Here is a 16,356-nt window from a genome sequence, read left to right on the forward strand (position 1 = left end):
CTGAACCTTCAACAGATTGGCAACCATGACCAGCCAACGGCTCCTCAGTGACGTTGTCGCGGCACTTGGGTACCGCGACTCCACCGGATACGTCGAGCGCACACATGAGCCTGGTTCACGTGACTTCATATGGAGAGACCTTCAAGAGAAGTGCGGGATTGACTCGGCCTACTTCCAAGGCGCCATTCCGGTGGTCGCCTTCACTGCCGCAGAGTCACGTTCTGCGGCACTCCTCACTCAGCGGCGCCTATGGAACTACGGGCGGGTTCCGGTCTTGCTTGCGGCCACCCCCAATGAGGTCCTCGCCCTCAGTTGCAACACCGTAGCCACGGATCAGAATGCTGAGTCTGCTCTTATGGGCCGAGCCGAAAGCGGCCAGGAACTTGCCCGCGTCCTGCGCGATTTCACTCGATACAGCGTGGAGACCGGGAGGTTGACTGAACGTCACGAGAGTCGCCTCGACAGACGGAACCGGGTGGACGCCTCCCTTCTTCGGAATCTGAAACAGCTCAAGGCGCGGCTGCTTCGTTCCGGAGTCACTGAGACCGAAATCGAGCCTCTCCTGGGAAGCTCCATCTTTGTTCGCTATCTTGAGGATCGGGATATTCTTCGCGCAGAAGACCTCGCGGATCTTGGGCAGCCTGGGTCGTTGGTATCGGCGTTTGACAGCGGCTGGGAGGTTTCCGCTTCGTTCTTCAACGCAATGGCCGATCACTTTAACGGAGATGTCTTTCAACGAACTGTATCGACAGGACCAATTCCGCAAGGAGCACTGGACGTTCTCAGCGACTTTTTTCGAGCCACCGACCTGGAATCGGGCCAGCACTCCTTATGGCCATACGACTTTGGAATAATTCCACCAGAACTCATCAGTTCAATATATGAACAGCTTCTCATCGAGAAACAGAAAACTGACGCTGCATACTATACGCCTCGACACGTAGTGGATATCGTCCTAGATGAGGTCCTCACCCCTGAGACTCTCGTGGACGGGGAGGAAATCAGGATACTGGACCCAGCGTGCGGCTCGGGGATATTTCTCACTGAAGCATTCCGGCGGCTTGTGTACTACCGATCAGTGGGTCGAGAACGTGCACCCACTTTCGCGAGCCTCTCGCGTATGCTCAGCGAGTCGATCTTCGGCATTGACCGCAACGATGACGCCGTCGGAGTTACGGCGTTCGGCCTGTACTTAGCCCTGCTTGAGCACGTCGATCCGCGGACCATCTGGCTCACGGCGCGACTTCCAGAACTAATTGGAACAAACCTCGTGGTTTCTGATTTCTTCGAGGACAACCGCCTTGCAAACATTAAGTTCGATGTCATCGTGGGAAATCCGCCTTGGCAGAGTCGCTTGTCGAAGGCCTCTTCAGAGTACCTGCGGCGGGCTGGCCGGGTGGCACCCGACAAGCAAATCGCCGTCGCCTTCGTTTGGCGCGCAACGGAGATGCTCACCGATACTGGATTCATAGGTTTCGTACTTCCGGCCAAGACAATTCTTCACAACAGAGTTGGGCCCGCGGATCGCTTCCGGCTTGAGTTCTTCTCAAAACTAGACGTCCACACCGTTATCGACCTTTCCCCATTGCGAAAGGAGCTTTTCGGAGCGGCGTCAAGCCCAGCCGCAATTGTAATATTCAGCCATGACACCAGAACTCCCGTTTCGAGTGACACACTTCTGCACGTTTCGCCCCGCCGCACACCTATTTCGCAGATTGTGGACGGGATTGTAATCCCCCAGCATAATATTCAGCAGATCTCACGTTCAGTGGCCGCCCAAGATCCCTCCATTTGGAAGACACTACTGTGGGGCAACACGGACGACGTCGCCCTGGTCCGCCATATGCGAGAGACCTTTATGTCTCTTACCGACACTGTCGAGCGCCGGAAGTGGCATCGTGGAGCGGGATATCAACTCGTCGGCGGTGACGAGAACGACGCCTCTCACCTCGTCGATCTTCCACAAATCGCAACGGCGGACTTCCGTCCGATGGCTCTCCCGGTGAAGACCTCCGCACCTGTTACGGCACGCGTCATGCACCGACCTCGCGACACCGAAATCTACTCAGGTCCGCATATATTGATGCGCAAGGGCTTCAAGGATTTTCCCGAAGCTTCGTTCATTCCATTCGACGCGGCTTTTACGGACGGGCTCTTCGCTATTGCGGCCGGTCCCGACGACAAGCAACTACTCCAGGCGATCGCCGGTGTGCTCAACTCGTCCGTGGCGCGATATTGGTTCCTCATGACTGCAAGTTCTTGGGGTGTTGAGAGGGAGCAGTTGCATTACCGCGAGTGGATGAGCCTCCCGGTGCCGGCCCTCCACAGGGAAGACGCCCGCGCCTTGGCCGAGATAGTTCAGAATTCCTTGGCCGGCGCACCTGAGGAGTCTTGGCGCTCCCGTTTGGACGAAATTGTTGAAAGAGCGTATGGCCTCACAGAGCCCGAGCGGCAACTCCTCCGAGATGCACTCACCATCCGCTGGTCTGAACTTCATCAAGGATGGCGGTCCGAGGCGTATTCCCCGCCTGACAACGTGCACTACGCACGGTACGCGGAGTCGCTGAGCCACCAGTTGGAGTTGCTTGAGCTTGGACAGTGGAAGTGCTCAATGACAGAACGCTCGGCGGGATTTGTGATGCTCACCTGCGAGAATCGAGAGTCGGCAATATCAGCAAGTCAGGACGACGGGGCATTCTCGGTCACCCAGCTCCTGGGCGATATTTCTCAAACCCATAATGAGTGGCTCTCAACGGCGACGATCATCGAACCTCAGGCGGTCGTGCTTGATGGAGTCTCTGTCCACCTCATAAAGCCCGATCGCTTGACGTGTTGGCCAATGAGTGCGACGAAGCGCGACGCCGCAGATGTGTTCGGCGCCCTCCTTACCGGCGACGTTGAAGACCGGGGGCGGGTTGACGATGCTTGACCGCGCACTAGATCGCGTTTCTGGCCGCGTCTCCATAAGGATTCACGAGCGGGCAGTGCGGAGGCTCCCCGAGTTGGCTGTTGGTCTCATCGAAGCTGCGTTAGCGCGTTGGGAAGCGAATGATTGGCATACCTACGATGAGTTGGAAGTCAACTGCACCGGCCAGTTGTATCGGTGGCTGCAGGAAGCGCGTCGAACCGAAGAACGATTCCACGTATTGGGGATACAGATCGAGCATGTGGTCCTGACCCCCGAGATGATGGAAGGGCTGACCTCGGTGGTGTCCGCTCAACGACCTGATCTCTATATCTCGGTTCAGGGAGGCGGAATTCACGTTGAGGCCAAAAGGTTGTTGAGCACGGGGCCATGGTGCCGTGATTATGTCAAGAAGGGCATGTCGAGGTTCGTGAGTTCCTCGTACGGCGCTGGTGAGGCGTTGGGGCTCATGATTGGATACGTCCAACAGCCAACCGGTCAGGACCTGCTCCCTCGAGTAAATGACTTTGTGAAGAGTCACCCGGCGATGGGTGCTACACACCAACTACGAGGGCGCGCGCATGCACCCCGCGGGGCATGGCACGAGTCGACTCATGTTCGTGATTCCGACCTGCCCATCAATCTGGTTCACGTTTGGTTGACAATGTGAGGTCAGAAGAACTATTTCGCGGCACCGAGCCCTATGGCGGCTCTTCACCGATGATTGTGGGGTGAACACAACGCGCCGGGGCGCGGGGTGAGAGCTGAATGGGTCGGGGCCCGTGAGGATCAGACCTGACTCGTGCCACTTGATCGGTCCCGAGTCGTGCCACTTTAATGTGTTGGCGCAGTTTGGCTTGTCGGTGATAGATCATCGGAGACCACCAATGCATACAGATGGCGGCTCTACCAGTCGTGCGGGGATTCATGAATTTGACGCAGCAGCTCCGCCTCCGAGTCATCGAGAAGGCCCTGAACCAAAGCCGCTTGAAGTTGCTCTCCTAGCGCCACCTGCGCCTGCCCGAAATCCTCGCCCGCCGACACTTGAACAAGTAGGTCAGCAGCCGCGATCCGCGCCCCCACGTCGACGCCGAGACCAGCGGCCCCCGCGCCGCGTTTGGCCTCAACGATATGAGCTCGAGCTGCCTGGAAATCCGGTCGAAGGAGGTTGGCCAGATGAACGTGTCTGGTTACGGTCTCGGCGTGATCGGAACCCCACAGTCGATCCGCAATCGCAAGCGACTGTTCGAGGAGTGCCACCCCTTCGTCGCGCATTCCATTCTCGAAGTATTCGAGCGCCAAGTTGTTGGTTACTGACGCGAGAACATGGGCTTCGATGTTCGCTGCAAGGCCCGCACTCAGCTCGGCCTCCATGGCGGCCAATAGTTCACCTGATGGCGCATCTGATAGCTGGGTTCTAAGTGAGTACGCATGGGCCCGAGCCCAAGTCGCATCCGGGTCACTCAGTCCACTCTCATCAATTACTCTGACGGCCGCATCGAAGCTTGCGATCGCCGAATCTGTCTCGCCCAATTCAACGTCCGCCTGGCCAACGTGCGTGTAACGACGCGCCAAGAGAACCGGTTCCGAACCTGCACGCTTTTGAAGCTTTGCAGATTCACTCGCGTGGAATCGCGCGGCCTCTCGTTCATTCAACCGCAGCAGGACATTCCCCAGATTGCTGTGCACTCTCGCCAGCCGCTCGTCCTCACCTAGCCGTTGGGCACTCGCCAAGGCGCGCTCTGCGGGTGATCTCGCTTCCTCGAAGCGTTGAAGGCGCAAGAGAATCTGAGCTCGGACTGACTCGACCGTTTCAATGAAGTCCTCGATCATCCATCGGTCCACTCCGTCGAACTCTTGCTCTAGCTCTCCGGGATCGAGAACTGCACTTGACGATTGGTCGTGAAGCCCGAACCTGTCCACCCACGGTCGAGCGGCTCGCTTCGCCTCGGCGACCTCCCGGAGCGCTCCATCGAGGGAACCGGCGTCCATCAGGGCCGAAGCGAGGGAGCGATGCACTAGCGCCTTGGTGTAAGCGTAGCCCTGCTCATCGGGGATCCGGGCAGCTGCAGATGCGAGTGCAGGCACAACTGCTGGGTTCGGAGAGCCGGCCAATATTAGAGCTGCGGTGATAGTGGCGGACACAACGTCGCCGGGGTCGTAAGTCGCGCGCATAATCTCACTCGTGAGGCGGTGCATTCGCAACCAGTCCTCGTCGAGTTCGATTAGACCAACGCGGCGGAGAGCCGCGAGATCCTCGTAGACGTCCGTGTCCTGCAGGATCTGGTGGCCCACTTTTAGGCTTCCACGCACAAATGACTCAACAGGAACTGGGGCGTCGCCGAACGACGAGAGGGCCAGCAGAGTAGCTGCAGCGAGGGGCCGCGTGCCAACCACGGACTCGATTGCCATTGTCACAGTAGCCAGGACGGAGACCGGGTGATCTGGCGCGTGCCCTTGGCCCATTAGGGCAGGCATGTTGCGCCGGAGTGCCGCGAGGTAGCGCTCTACAGGCATGGTGGTTTCTTGCATGTATCCGTTGGCCTGCCGGAGAGCCAGCGGCAGGCACCCCAACTCCTCAGCCAATTCATCAACGGCCGATAGATCCGGACTCATCAAGTCCTCGCTCAAGACGCTCCGAGCATCTGCCAGAGAAAGGGCCTGGATGCGCAGCCGCAGTGTCCCGCTGTTCCACGTCGGGGCGGTGGAAGTGATCAGCAGCCGCCCCGCGAGGTGCGACGGAAATCGCTTGGCAACGCTGCCCTCGTCTCGAGCGCCATCAAGCACCAACAGCCATCGCTCGTTCGCCTGAAGCCACGCATGTGCCGCCACTACGGGGTCACCCTCTTCAGACGCCCCCAGGATGCCCCGTCCGAGGGCCACCAGTGCAGCCTCGAACTCTTGATCACTGTGCATTGGGATCCACCACGCCAGTTCAATACCAGAACTCGTATCAGCTATTGCACTGTGCGCCACTTCAGCGGCCAAGGCAGACTTGCCGACTCCGGGAATTCCATGTGCAACAGCGCACGATCCGGCGCCCCGAAGGCCGGCGACTAGCTTGGAAACTTCCTCCTGTCGACCCTCAAGGGCTCGAGGCCTTGGGGGGAGCGAACGCATCTTCGTAGGCTGCTGAGATTCTCCCGAGAAATCGGCAGGAGCGCCGTGGATTGAGCGTAGCAATGTGAATGTGAAGCGGGCCGCATTTGCCGCAGCAGTTGGTTGCGACCCGCCCGCGTCCGACTCGGCTTTACCTTCAAGAACATCGCTGATTCCCCGTATCACAAAGGAGCGTACGCCATCGCGGCGCCATGCAGCAGCCAATACCCCTAGCCCCTCCATGTCGACTGCCAGCGTGTCGTTGAAGCGCTCCCGAAGGAGTGCGGCCGTGTCGTCGCGCGTGGCGATAACGCGCTCGCCGGCTGCAATCGCGCCGATGAACGCGTAAGGGGGACCAACGGGGTTCCAGTCCTCCCTGGCGATGTCCCGAGCCAGAGATACGATCGATGCGGTGGGCCGATAAACCTCTGGGCGGGAGTAGAAGCCGCCGTCGGTTTCCTTCCCAGCATGATAGCCGTAAACTTTGTCGGCCATTACAACGTCGCCCACTTGGGCGTCCTTGACTCCACCTCCAATTCCAACGAAGCCAATCAACTTAGGGCCCAGTTCCTGCATAGCCGCTGCGGCCACGACGGCGCTGGCCGCATTCCCCATGCCCGACTGAAGGACTGCGACCGAAACCCCTGACGCCCCAGGCAGGGACGCCAATCTGTATACCTCCCCAGAGGCCAGGGTCCGCCGCTCGTGACCCGACAGATGCGATAGCACCGCCGCAGCCTCCAGCTCAAGCGCGGTGAGAATGACGACATCAACCATAGTCAATGGTCCCCCTTTCGATGAATTTTGCGGCATCACGAAATGACTTCGTCACAATTGAAGGTACATGCAGAACTGTTGAACGACGGAAGCAATTCTGGATCAGACGGCTTCCTGTGGCGGAAGTTGGATATTTGGCAATCGTCCCCAAACCGGCCATCGGGCACCCCAGCTCAACGTAGTCATAAAGTGTCTGCGGCCTCACGTGGCCAAACCGGCCCTCGGCATGGCTGCCATTCGCTTGTGTTCTCAACGGGCGGCGGCCTGATCTGCACGGGTCACAACGCTGATGAGCCCCGGGCGGACTGGAATGCGTCGACACAGCGCTTCACGTCTTCCTCAGAGTGGGCAGCAGACAACTGCACCCGGATTCGGGCCTTCCCACGCGGCACCACCGGGAACGAGAACGGGATGACGTACACCCCATCCGCCAGCATCCGATCCGCGATCTCTCCAGCCAGCCGCGCCCCGTCCTCACCAGGGAACATCACCGGCGTGATCGGGTGCGACCCCGGCAGCACCTCGAACCCCGCCTCCTCCATCAACCGCCGGAACAGCGCAGTGTTCGCGGCCAACTGCTCCCGAGCCGACGACGACGAATCCACCATCTCCAGCGCCTTCAACGACCCCGCCACCACACCCGGCGCCACCGAGTTCGAGAACAGATACGGCCGCGACCGCTGACGCAGCAGATCCACGATCTCCTGGTGCGCCGACACATACCCACCGGACGCCCCACCCAAGGCTTTCCCGAGAGTCCCCGTCACGATGTCGACGCGGTCCTGCACCCCGAACAGCTCCGGCGTACCCCGCCCATTCGGCCCGACGAACCCCACCGCGTGCGAGTCGTCCACCAGCACCAGGGCACCAAACTCGTCCGCCAGGTCGCAGATCTTGTCCAGCGGCGCATAGAACCCGTCCATCGAGAACACGCCATCGGTGACGATCACCTTGCGACGCGCCCCAGCAGCAACCGCCGCCTCCAACTGCGCCCGCAAATCCGCCATGTCGGCATTGCGATACCGATACCGCGCAGCCTTCGACAGCCGCACCCCATCGATGATCGACGCGTGGTTCAGCTCGTCGCTGATGATCGCGTCCTCGGCACCGAACAGCACCTCGAACACCCCACCATTCGCGTCGAAGCACGACGAATACAGGATCGTCGCCTCCATCGAGAGGAACTCCGACAGCGCCTCCTCAAGCCGCGAATGCTGCGTCTGCGTCCCACAGATGAACCGCACCGACGCCATCCCAAAACCCCACTCGTCCAACGCATCCTTCGACGCCTGCACGACATCCGGGTGGTCCGCGAACCCCAGGTAGTTGTTCGCGCAGAAGTTCAGCGCCTCACCACCGCTGGTCCCGACGTGCGACGACTGCGGCGTCGTCAGCTCCCGCTCGCTCTTCCACAGCCCGGCCTCCTTGATCTCGGCCAGAGCGGAAGCAAGCTCGTCCTTCACAGACCCGTACACGGCATACCTCTTCGTTTTCGTGCGTCGCAGACGCAAGCCAGCGTATGCCGTCCGCCCGCCTCCCAGCGCGCGGTACGTTCGCGGGGTGAGGGCTGCGGTCAACACCCGCTACGGCCCGCCCGAGGTGGTGCGCCTCGAGGAGGTCGAGCCACCGGTGCCCGGGCCGGGCGACGTCCTCGTGCGCGTGCGGGCCACGACGGTGAACCGCACCGACTGCGCCTACCGGGCCGCCCACCCGTTCTTCATGCGGACCATGACCGGCCTGAGCGCGCCGAAGCGGACGATTCTCGGCACGGAGTACGCCGGCGAGGTCACCGGTGTCGGCTCGAGCGTCACGACGTTCGCGGTGGGTGAGCGCGTGTTCGGCTACTGCGAGGGCACGTTCGGCGCGCACGCCGAGCAACTCGTCGCCGCCGCCGCCAGCATGATCGCGAAGACACCCGAGGGCGTCACCGACATCAGCGCGGCAGCTGCGACGGAGGGCTCGCACTACGCCAGGTCCGCGATCACACGAGGCGGCGTGCGGGCGGGTCAGCGCGTCCTCGTCAACGGCGCAACGGGTGGAATCGGTTCTGCCGCAGTCCAATTGCTCAGGGCGCTGGGTGCTGAGGTCACCGCTGTATGTGCTGGCGAGCACTTCGACCTCGTCCGTGGACTCGGTGCCACCGACGTCGTCGACTACTCGATCGAGGACTTCACCCGACTCGACGAGCGGTTCGACGTCGTCATCGATGCCGTCGGCAAGAGCACGTTCAGGCAGTGTCGTCACCTGCTCGAGCCGGGCGGCGTCTACATCTCGTCCGAGCTCGGGCCCGGCTGGCAGAACCTGCCGCTCGCGCTGATCGGGACGGCGACGCGCGGGCGGCGGCGTGTTGTCTTCCCCTACCCCGAGGAGGGCCAGCACGTCGTCGAGGAGATCCGCGATCACTTGGCGGTAGGAACGTTCCGCCCGGTCGTCGAGCGCACCTATCCGCTTGAAGACATCGTGGATGCCTACCGCTACGTCGAGTCGGGCGAGAAGATTGGCAACGTCGTCATCACCGTTGACCAGGACTGAGGACAGCTCGGTCCGAAGGAACCCGCCATGGACCTCGAAGACCTCCGCGTGGCCATCTACACCTCGTTCGCCGAGACCGGTCTCGCGCCGGACGACGCGCAGTTGGCCGAGCAACTCGGCGCCAGCGAAGCCGAGGTGACCCAAGGCATGCGCGAACTCGCCGACGCCCGCCACCTCGCCCTCGACGACGACGGCGCCATCCTCATGGCTCACCCCTTCGCGACCATCCCGCTCGGCTACTCGGTCATGGGCAAGGACACGCTGTGGTGGGGCGGCTGCGCGTGGGACTCGTTCGCCCTCCCCCACCTCATCCCCGACCAGGCGCCGGTGCTCGTCGCCACCCGCTGCCCCAACTGCCACCGCCCGCTCGCCTGGGACGTCGGCACCGAAGCACCGCCGGCCGGCGACGAGATGGCGCACTTCCTCGTGCCGTCAGCGCACATGTGGGACGACGTCGTCCACACGTGCAGCCACCAGAACCTCTTTTGCTCGGAGTCCTGCATCGACGACTGGCTCGAGCGCACTGGCAACGAGCGCGGCTACGTCATGGACCTGCCGACCCTCTGGAACTTCGCCAAGGGCTGGTACGCGGGCCGACTCGACCACGGCTACGTCCGTCGCGAGCCCAGCGCGGCCAAGGACTACCTCCGCAGCGTCGGCCTCCACGGTCCCTTCTGGGGCCTCGACGACTGACCCCCGGCCAACTTTTGCTCCCCATGAGGGGAGGTGCTCCACCCGGAGGCCTCATTTCCCTCCGGCCCCTCCATCAACCCTCCGGTCGCGCGGACCGAAGCCGTTGGCCTCAGCTCGCTGAGAGGCGCCGGACGATCAACTGGTTGATCGAGACGTTCTCCTCCGCGGCCTCGAGTGCGAGTCGTCGGTGCAGGGTCTCGCCAACGCGAAGGTTGAACTTCCCTGAGAACGATCGCTCGGACAGTGGGTCAGGGACGGACTCCCCCTCGGCACGCATGTCTTCGATCGTGTCGGCGATGAGCGCCTCCAAGCCCTGGAGTGCCGCGACTTGGGTGTCTGCCAGCCACGACAGCGACGGGAACTCAAGGCAGGTCGCCACGAACTCCTCGTCCTCGACGGACCAGGTGACGCGGTAGGTGTAGTGGGCGATATCGGGACTCGTCACGGTCCATGATGGTACCACTGGCGGTACCACAAGACGAGTGAGCCGGGGCGAGCCCCAACTTTTGCTCCCCGTGAGGGGAGGTGCTGCATCCGGAGGGTTCATTTCCCTCCGGCCCCTTCAGGTTCCATCCGGTCGCCCGCGACTGCGCCTGTGGATAGGGTGAAACCCATGCCTCGATTGCGCACGCCCGCAACCCTGCTCATCAGCGGAGCCGTCGCGCTCGGCCTGAGTGCCTGCAGTTCCGACGACCCTCCGGAGGCGACGCCCACCCCGACAGCCTCGGCCAGCGCGCCCTCACCGGCCGCAACGAACAGCGGCATCGTGCCCGACAACGTCTGGGCTGGCGTCATCAAGAGGGCAGTCCCTGTCCTGGCCGAGACTCCGGATGCGGAGATCGTCACCGCTGCCAAGAAGGTCTGCACGACGTTCGAGGCCGAACCGAACAAAGCATCGGCCACTGCGATCCTCAAGGACACCGAGACGACGTTGGAACTCGACACCGTCCAGGCCCGTGTCTTCGCTTCGGCCGCGATCACCCACTTCTGCACGGACCGCTCCGACGAATGGACCGAGGCCTCGATCGGATAGCCGAGGGCCGAGCGAGCCAGACGTTGGTGGACGCATCACCCTTGGAAGGCACGCTCACCGATTGATGCATCGCTGGGGAGCCCTGCCGACCCAGCCCCGATCGAGCACCTTGCGCGGCGTCCCGGGCCCCAGCCGTTGCCGGGACGAGACCTCAGCCACGGCGAGGCGTCCCGCTCCTGTGCGAAAATGAGGCGGCCCACACGGGCAACACACGATCGTTCCCACCTGTGGGACGTCTGAAGGTCGACGAACGACAGCTGGGAGCAGGACGTGGCGGACGGATTCCGCGTGTGGGGCAGGAAGAGCTCCAAGTCAGCACCAAAGGATGACTTCTCGGCCTTCCTTCGGCCCGACCTCCCCTGGGCCGACGAGAGCACGGCTCCCGATGCGCCTGACGCAGCGGACCCGCAGCCCACCTCTGCGGATGCCCACACGCCTGACATCGACGCCACGCGGCCACGCGCCTCACTGCCGGCACCTCCACCCCTGCCGCCGTCGGTTGTGACGACCGAGCCCGTGGTCACCCCGGAGGCGCCCTTCGCGTCAGACCCGGCCGCTGCACTGGCACTGGTCACGTCGGCCCTGCGCCACCTCGCGCCAGACGCGGCGCCAGAGCCGCACCTGACTGAGTCGGAGCCTCGAGTCCCCCAGACACCGGCCGCCGAGCCGGTGTCCACACCGGAGCCACAGGTCACACCGCCAGAGGAGCCCCTGGCCGCAGCGGTGCCCGAGGTCGAGGTCGAACCGCTACCCGCACCCGTCGCCCCACCGGCCGAACCTCACCCAGCACCACAGGTCACACCACCGCCCACCCAGCCCACGCCGCCCACGCCCGCCCCAGCCCCCGAAAGGACCGAAGGACACATGACCCTCGACGAATCCATCCAGCAGCTCCTCGACATCGACGGTGCCACGGGCGTGGCGATCATCGACTCCGAGTCGGGGATGGCGCTGGCTCAGGGCGGGAACCCCGGCTTCGACCTCGGGGTCGCCGCCGCGGGCAGCTCCAACGTCGTCCGCGCGCAGGTCGCCACGATGAAGGAGATCGGGGCCACCGAGGCGATCGACGACATCATGATCACGCTGGCGAACCAGTACCACCTCATCAACGTGCTCAACACCCCGACCACGGAGGGGCTGTTCATCTACCTCGTCCTGGATCGCGTCGGCGCGAACCTCGCCCTGGCCCGCTTCCGGCTCGCGAGCGTCGCCAAGACCATCTCGATCTGAGGCTGCCCCACCGGCTTTGTGCCCCATTGGGACAGGGCCGCTGGGCCGAAGGCCCTCGACGCCCTGTCCCAATGGGGCACAAAGTCGAGAGCTGGGAGGAGGCGATCAGGCGCCGCGCGCCTGACGCTGCGTGACCTCTCCGTATGCCGCGTAGTCCATGACGATGTCCTCGTCCACCTCTGCGGGGTCGAGCACCGCGACGATCTGACCGTCGTGGACGACGGCGACCCGGTCGCTGTGGGCCAGGAGCTCCTCGACGTTGCTCGCGAAGAACACCACCGACGTCCCGTCGTCGACGAGGTCGCGGATCAGGCTGTGCACGCGGTCCTTGACGCCGACGTCGACGCCGCGGGTCGGGTGGTTCAGGACAATGACGTCGGCACCGCTGGCGAGGGTCTCGGCGACGGAGACCTTCTGGCGATCACCGCCGGAGAGGCTCTTCATCGGGCCCTGGATGTCCGACGTGGACAGCTCGAGGTGGTGCGCAACGGCAACCGCATGCCGCAGGCGCGCCAGCTCGGTCTCACCCTTGGCGCCACTGGCGAGCAGGTCGGAGATCTTCTCGTCGTCCTGCAACGCGTTGGACGGGAGGTAGCGGATGCGGTCCCCCGCGTCGTGCAGGCTGCCGAGCTGCTCACCGTTGAGGTGCACCGAGCCGCTGGCGGACGGGCGGACGCCGGCAACGGCCTCGATGAGCTCATGGGCACCGGACTCACGAAGTCCGACGACGCCGAGCACCTCGCCCACGCGCAGGTCGACCGCAACGTCCTTCAGGCGCTTGCCGACGCTCAGCCCCTGGACGGCCAGTCGCACGTCGCCGAGAGGACCCTTGTCCCGGGCGGCTGCCGCACCGATGGGGCGCTGGAGCATCGCGTGCGCCAAGCCGTCAACCGTCGCCTCGCGCGCATCCACGACGGACACGATCTGGCCCTGGCGCATCACGGCGACGCGGTCGGAGATCGCGACGACCTCCTCGAGTCGGTGCGCGACATAGAGGACCGCGCAGCCGTGGTCGCGCAGGCGGCGCGCGGCGGCGTGGAGCTGGACGATGTCGATCTCGTGGAGCATCGAGCTCGCCTCGTCGAAGACGACGAGCTGCGCCTCCTCGGCGAGCACGCGCAGGACCTCGACGATGGCCTGCTCGGCCGGGTCGAGGGTGTCGGTGATGGCGTCGAGGTCGACCTCGAACTGGGTGCGAGCCATGACAGCCTTCGCAGGCTCCAGCAGCTCGGCGTGGGGGCGGCCGGCCATGAACGTGTGGCGATACATCGCCTCGGCGACGGTCTGACCGGCGGGCGACTCGAAGTCCTGCTCGATCACGCTGACGCCGGCCGCGCGCGCAGCGTCGACGGACTCGGGACGATAGAACTCGCCGGCAAGGTCGATCCGGCCGAGTTCAGGGCGCAGGATGCCGCTGAGCACCTGGATGAGCGTGGACTTGCCGGACCCGTTCTGCCCGATGAGTCCGACGATCTCTCCACGATGGATGGTCAGGTCCACGCCCTTGAGGACGTGCCGAACGCCGCGGTACTGGTGCACACCAGCCGCCTGGACGAGAACCTCCACTGTCCCTACCTTCACTCATGCCCTGCATTGGCCCGGGCCAGTGTGCCATTCCTCCCCGACATCGACGTCCAGAAAGGAGGCCTCGGAGCCGGTCTCCACCAAAACGAGACTGACCGGACGCCTGACGTGTGACGCGTCGCACACGCCGTCGTGCGGACACGCCGATGCGTCAGCTGCTGGACGCGAGTGTCGCCGTGTGCGGGGTGTCGTCCGCGGACGTACCCACGTGGATCGCGTACTCGCCCGCGACGGTCGCAAACCCGCCGGACGCGTAGTCCCACACCGAGAACGGGTGGTTCGTCGCCTCCGGATCGATCGTGATCGTCGCCGTCGCCGACTCGCCTGGCTCGACGAACACCTTCTGGAACCCCACGAGCCGCTTCGGCGGCTGCCCCTCGGACGGCACACCCACATAGACCTGCACGACCTCCGCGCCGGCCACCGAACCCGTGTTGGTCACCGTCGCCGACACGACCACCGGCGCATTCACCCCGTCCGCCGCCTCCACGACCACGTCATCGACGGAGAACGTCGTGTACGACAACCCGAACCCGAACCCGAACAGCGGCTCGATCCCCTGCCCCTGGAACCAGCGATAGCCCATCTCCAAACCCTCGGAGTAGCGGATCACCGGATAGCCAGCTCCCTCATCGGTGCCGGGATAGCGTTCCGGCTGGCCGGCATACAAAGTGTCGTTCTCCGACCGCGGATAGGTCGTGGGCACCTTGCCGGAGGGATTGACGACGCCGAAGAGGAGGTCGGCGACGACGTGCCCGTCCTCGCTCCCCTGGTTCCAGACCTCGAGGACGGCGGGGGCCGCGTCGATCCACGGCATGAGGACGGGGTTGCCGTCCTTGAGCACGACGACGGTGTTGGGGTTGTTGCCGAGCAGTTCGGCGAGCATGCGGTTCTGGTCGCGCAGCATGTTGGCGTCCTTCTGGTCCGCGCCCTCGGTCGCGATGAGGCCAGCCATGAGCACGACGGCGTCGGCAGCCTTCGCGGCCTCCCTCGCCTCGTCGAGGTTGGAGAGGTCGTCCGCGACAGTCACCTTGGTGACGTCGGCGGACGATCCGAGACCGTCCAACACATCTCGTATGCCGTCCATCGGCTTCACGGTGTAGAGCGGGTCGACCTTGGACGAACCTCCACCACCCAGGCACGCCTCGTCGACGAAGTCCGACTGGCCGATGACGACGATCGAGCCGGTGTTCGGGTCCAACGGCAGGAGGTTGCCGTCGTTCTTGAGGAGCACCGCGAGCTGCGCCCCGATGTCGCGGGAGATGGCCCCGTGGCCCTTCGCATCGATCTCGCCCGGGTCGTAGGGGCGCTCGAACTGGCCGAACCGGAACATCTGCGTGTAGCGGCGGACGAGAGCCCGGTCGACGGTCTGGATCTCGAGGCTCGTGTCCTGAAGAGCGGCCTTGACGTTGTCCTCGTTGAGCCACTTCGCATCCGGCATCTCGTGGTCCATGCCCGCGTTGAGCGACCCGGCGGCGGAACGGCAGGACCAGAAGTCGGACTGCACGTAGCCCTCGAAGCCCCACTCGTCGCGCAGGATGTCGTGGAGCGTGTAGCGGTACTCGGTCGCGTAGACGCCGCGAATTCGGTTGTAGGAGCTCATGAACGCGGCGATGTCGGCGTCCTTGACGAGCATCTCGAACGGCAGCAGATAGAGCTCGCGCATGACGTGCTCGTCGATCTCGACGTTGGCACGGAAGCGTTCGTACTCCTGGTCGTTGAGGACGTAGTGCTTGCCCATGGCGATGATGTCGTGTGCCTGGATCGCCTTGGTGACCTCGACGCCCATGACGCCGGAGAGGTAGGGGTCCTCGGAGAAGTACTCGAAGTTGCGGCCGGCGATCGTGGTCCGGTGGAGGCACACGCCGGGGCCTTCGAGGACGTGCTGTCCAAGGGTGGCGGTCTCGGAGCCGATGATGTCGCCGTACTGCCGCGCGAGGTCCGCGTCGAAGCCGGCCGCGAGCGCGATCGTCATCGGGAGCGAGGTCGCCGGCGGGCTAGGGGTGCCGTCACCCATGCCGACACCGACGGGGCCGTTGGTGATGCGGAAGCGGGGGATGCCGAGCTCGTCGATGGCGGCGACGTGCCGCTCGACCCGGAACTGGTCGGCGAGGTCGTCCAGGCCCTCGCCCGCCTCGGCGACCTGCGCGGAGGCGGCATAGATGTCGATGGTCTCCATCGCGCCGTGGAGTTGGGCGATCTTCTGCTCGAGAGTCATGCCCGCAACCAGCTTCTGGGCGCGCTCCCGTGGGCTGAGCGACTCGTCCTGCCACGGCTGCTGGGTTTCCACGGTCATGCCTCCTGCGTTGGGGATGGGTCCTGTGCTCGGTCTGGATCCTGCGATTCGGGGCCGTCGCCGCCGTCGTTGCCGGCTCGGCGCTCGGCGTTCTCGGCAACGATGCGGCGGAACACCTGCTCGGTGAGTGGGTAGGTGACCATGACGAGGGCGGCACCGATCAGGGCGATCGCGGGGATTCCCCCGGCTGCCGTCCGCACGGCTGCT

12 protein-coding genes are annotated in these 16,356 nt (G+C 64.0%); 6 read left to right on the top strand and 6 right to left on the bottom strand.

Annotated features, from left to right (window positions below):
* Positions 1-25: 25 nt before the first annotated feature.
* Together N802_RS11865 and N802_RS11870 are read left to right on the top strand one after the other, a co-directional pair.
* Positions 26-2,929 (top strand): N-6 DNA methylase, encoded by a 2,904-nt coding sequence (locus tag N802_RS11865; protein WP_084072166.1) that lies wholly within the window; start codon positions 26-28, stop codon positions 2,927-2,929.
* Between the two features lie 73 nt (positions 2,930-3,002).
* On the top strand, positions 3,003-3,575 hold the full coding sequence (locus N802_RS11870) for a hypothetical protein (protein WP_156971381.1): 573 nt from the start codon (positions 3,003-3,005) through the stop codon (positions 3,573-3,575).
* 236 nt (positions 3,576-3,811) lie between these two features.
* Here the strand turns inward: N802_RS11870 and N802_RS11875 are convergent, their stop codons facing one another.
* Both N802_RS11875 and N802_RS11880 read right to left on the bottom strand, forming a co-directional pair.
* Complete coding sequence (locus N802_RS11875) at positions 3,812-6,781, bottom strand: phosphorylase family protein (protein ID WP_245613923.1); 2,970 nt, start codon at positions 6,779-6,781, stop codon at positions 3,812-3,814.
* Between the two features lie 278 nt (positions 6,782-7,059).
* The gene (locus N802_RS11880; RefSeq protein WP_035916458.1) at positions 7,060-8,256 is read right to left on the bottom strand and encodes a glycine C-acetyltransferase; all 1,197 of its coding nucleotides are present in this window, start codon (positions 8,254-8,256) and stop codon (positions 7,060-7,062) included.
* A gap of 85 nt (positions 8,257-8,341) precedes the next feature.
* Between N802_RS11880 and N802_RS11885 the strand changes: the two genes are divergently transcribed.
* Positions 8,342-9,313, top strand: a complete 972-nt coding sequence (locus N802_RS11885; RefSeq protein ID WP_035916460.1) for an NAD(P)-dependent alcohol dehydrogenase — start codon at positions 8,342-8,344, stop codon at positions 9,311-9,313.
* Positions 9,314-9,340: 27 nt separating this feature from the next.
* The gene (gene merB, locus N802_RS11890; RefSeq protein ID WP_035916462.1) at positions 9,341-10,006 is read left to right on the top strand and encodes an organomercurial lyase; all 666 of its coding nucleotides are present in this window, start codon (positions 9,341-9,343) and stop codon (positions 10,004-10,006) included.
* Between the two features lie 109 nt (positions 10,007-10,115).
* Here merB and N802_RS11895 read toward each other — a convergent pair whose 3' ends face one another.
* Positions 10,116-10,451, bottom strand: coding sequence for a type II toxin-antitoxin system HicB family antitoxin (locus tag N802_RS11895; RefSeq protein WP_035916465.1), 336 nt, complete (start codon positions 10,449-10,451; stop codon positions 10,116-10,118).
* A gap of 168 nt (positions 10,452-10,619) precedes the next feature.
* On the opposite strand from N802_RS11895, the gene N802_RS11900 reads away from it, so the two are divergent.
* Together N802_RS11900 and N802_RS20845 are read left to right on the top strand one after the other, a co-directional pair.
* Positions 10,620-11,039 carry a DUF732 domain-containing protein gene (locus tag N802_RS11900; protein WP_035916466.1) on the top strand — a complete coding sequence of 140 codons (420 nt, stop codon included), beginning with the start codon at positions 10,620-10,622 and terminating at the stop codon, positions 11,037-11,039.
* A 270-nt stretch (positions 11,040-11,309) separates the two neighbouring features.
* Positions 11,310-12,269 carry a hypothetical protein gene (locus tag N802_RS20845; RefSeq protein WP_245613921.1) on the top strand — a complete coding sequence of 320 codons (960 nt, stop codon included), beginning with the start codon at positions 11,310-11,312 and terminating at the stop codon, positions 12,267-12,269.
* Positions 12,270-12,374: 105 nt separating this feature from the next.
* Here the strand turns inward: N802_RS20845 and N802_RS11910 are convergent, their stop codons facing one another.
* From N802_RS11910 to N802_RS19505, 3 genes are all read right to left on the bottom strand, one after another.
* On the bottom strand, positions 12,375-13,835 hold the full coding sequence (locus tag N802_RS11910) for an ATP-binding cassette domain-containing protein (RefSeq protein ID WP_052109870.1): 1,461 nt from the start codon (positions 13,833-13,835) through the stop codon (positions 12,375-12,377).
* A 169-nt stretch (positions 13,836-14,004) separates the two neighbouring features.
* On the bottom strand, positions 14,005-16,149 hold the full coding sequence (locus tag N802_RS11915; protein WP_035916469.1) for a beta-glucosidase family protein: 2,145 nt from the start codon (positions 16,147-16,149) through the stop codon (positions 14,005-14,007).
* A complete protein-coding gene (locus N802_RS19505; protein ID WP_052109871.1) occupies positions 16,146-16,349 on the bottom strand; it encodes a hypothetical protein in 204 nt (67 codons plus the stop codon). The genes N802_RS11915 and N802_RS19505 overlap by 4 nt, the downstream gene beginning before the upstream one ends.
* Positions 16,350-16,356: the final 7 nt, after the last annotated feature.

Source organism: Knoellia sinensis KCTC 19936, assembly GCF_000768705.1.
Classification (GTDB): Bacteria; Actinomycetota; Actinomycetes; order Actinomycetales; family Dermatophilaceae; genus Knoellia; species Knoellia sinensis.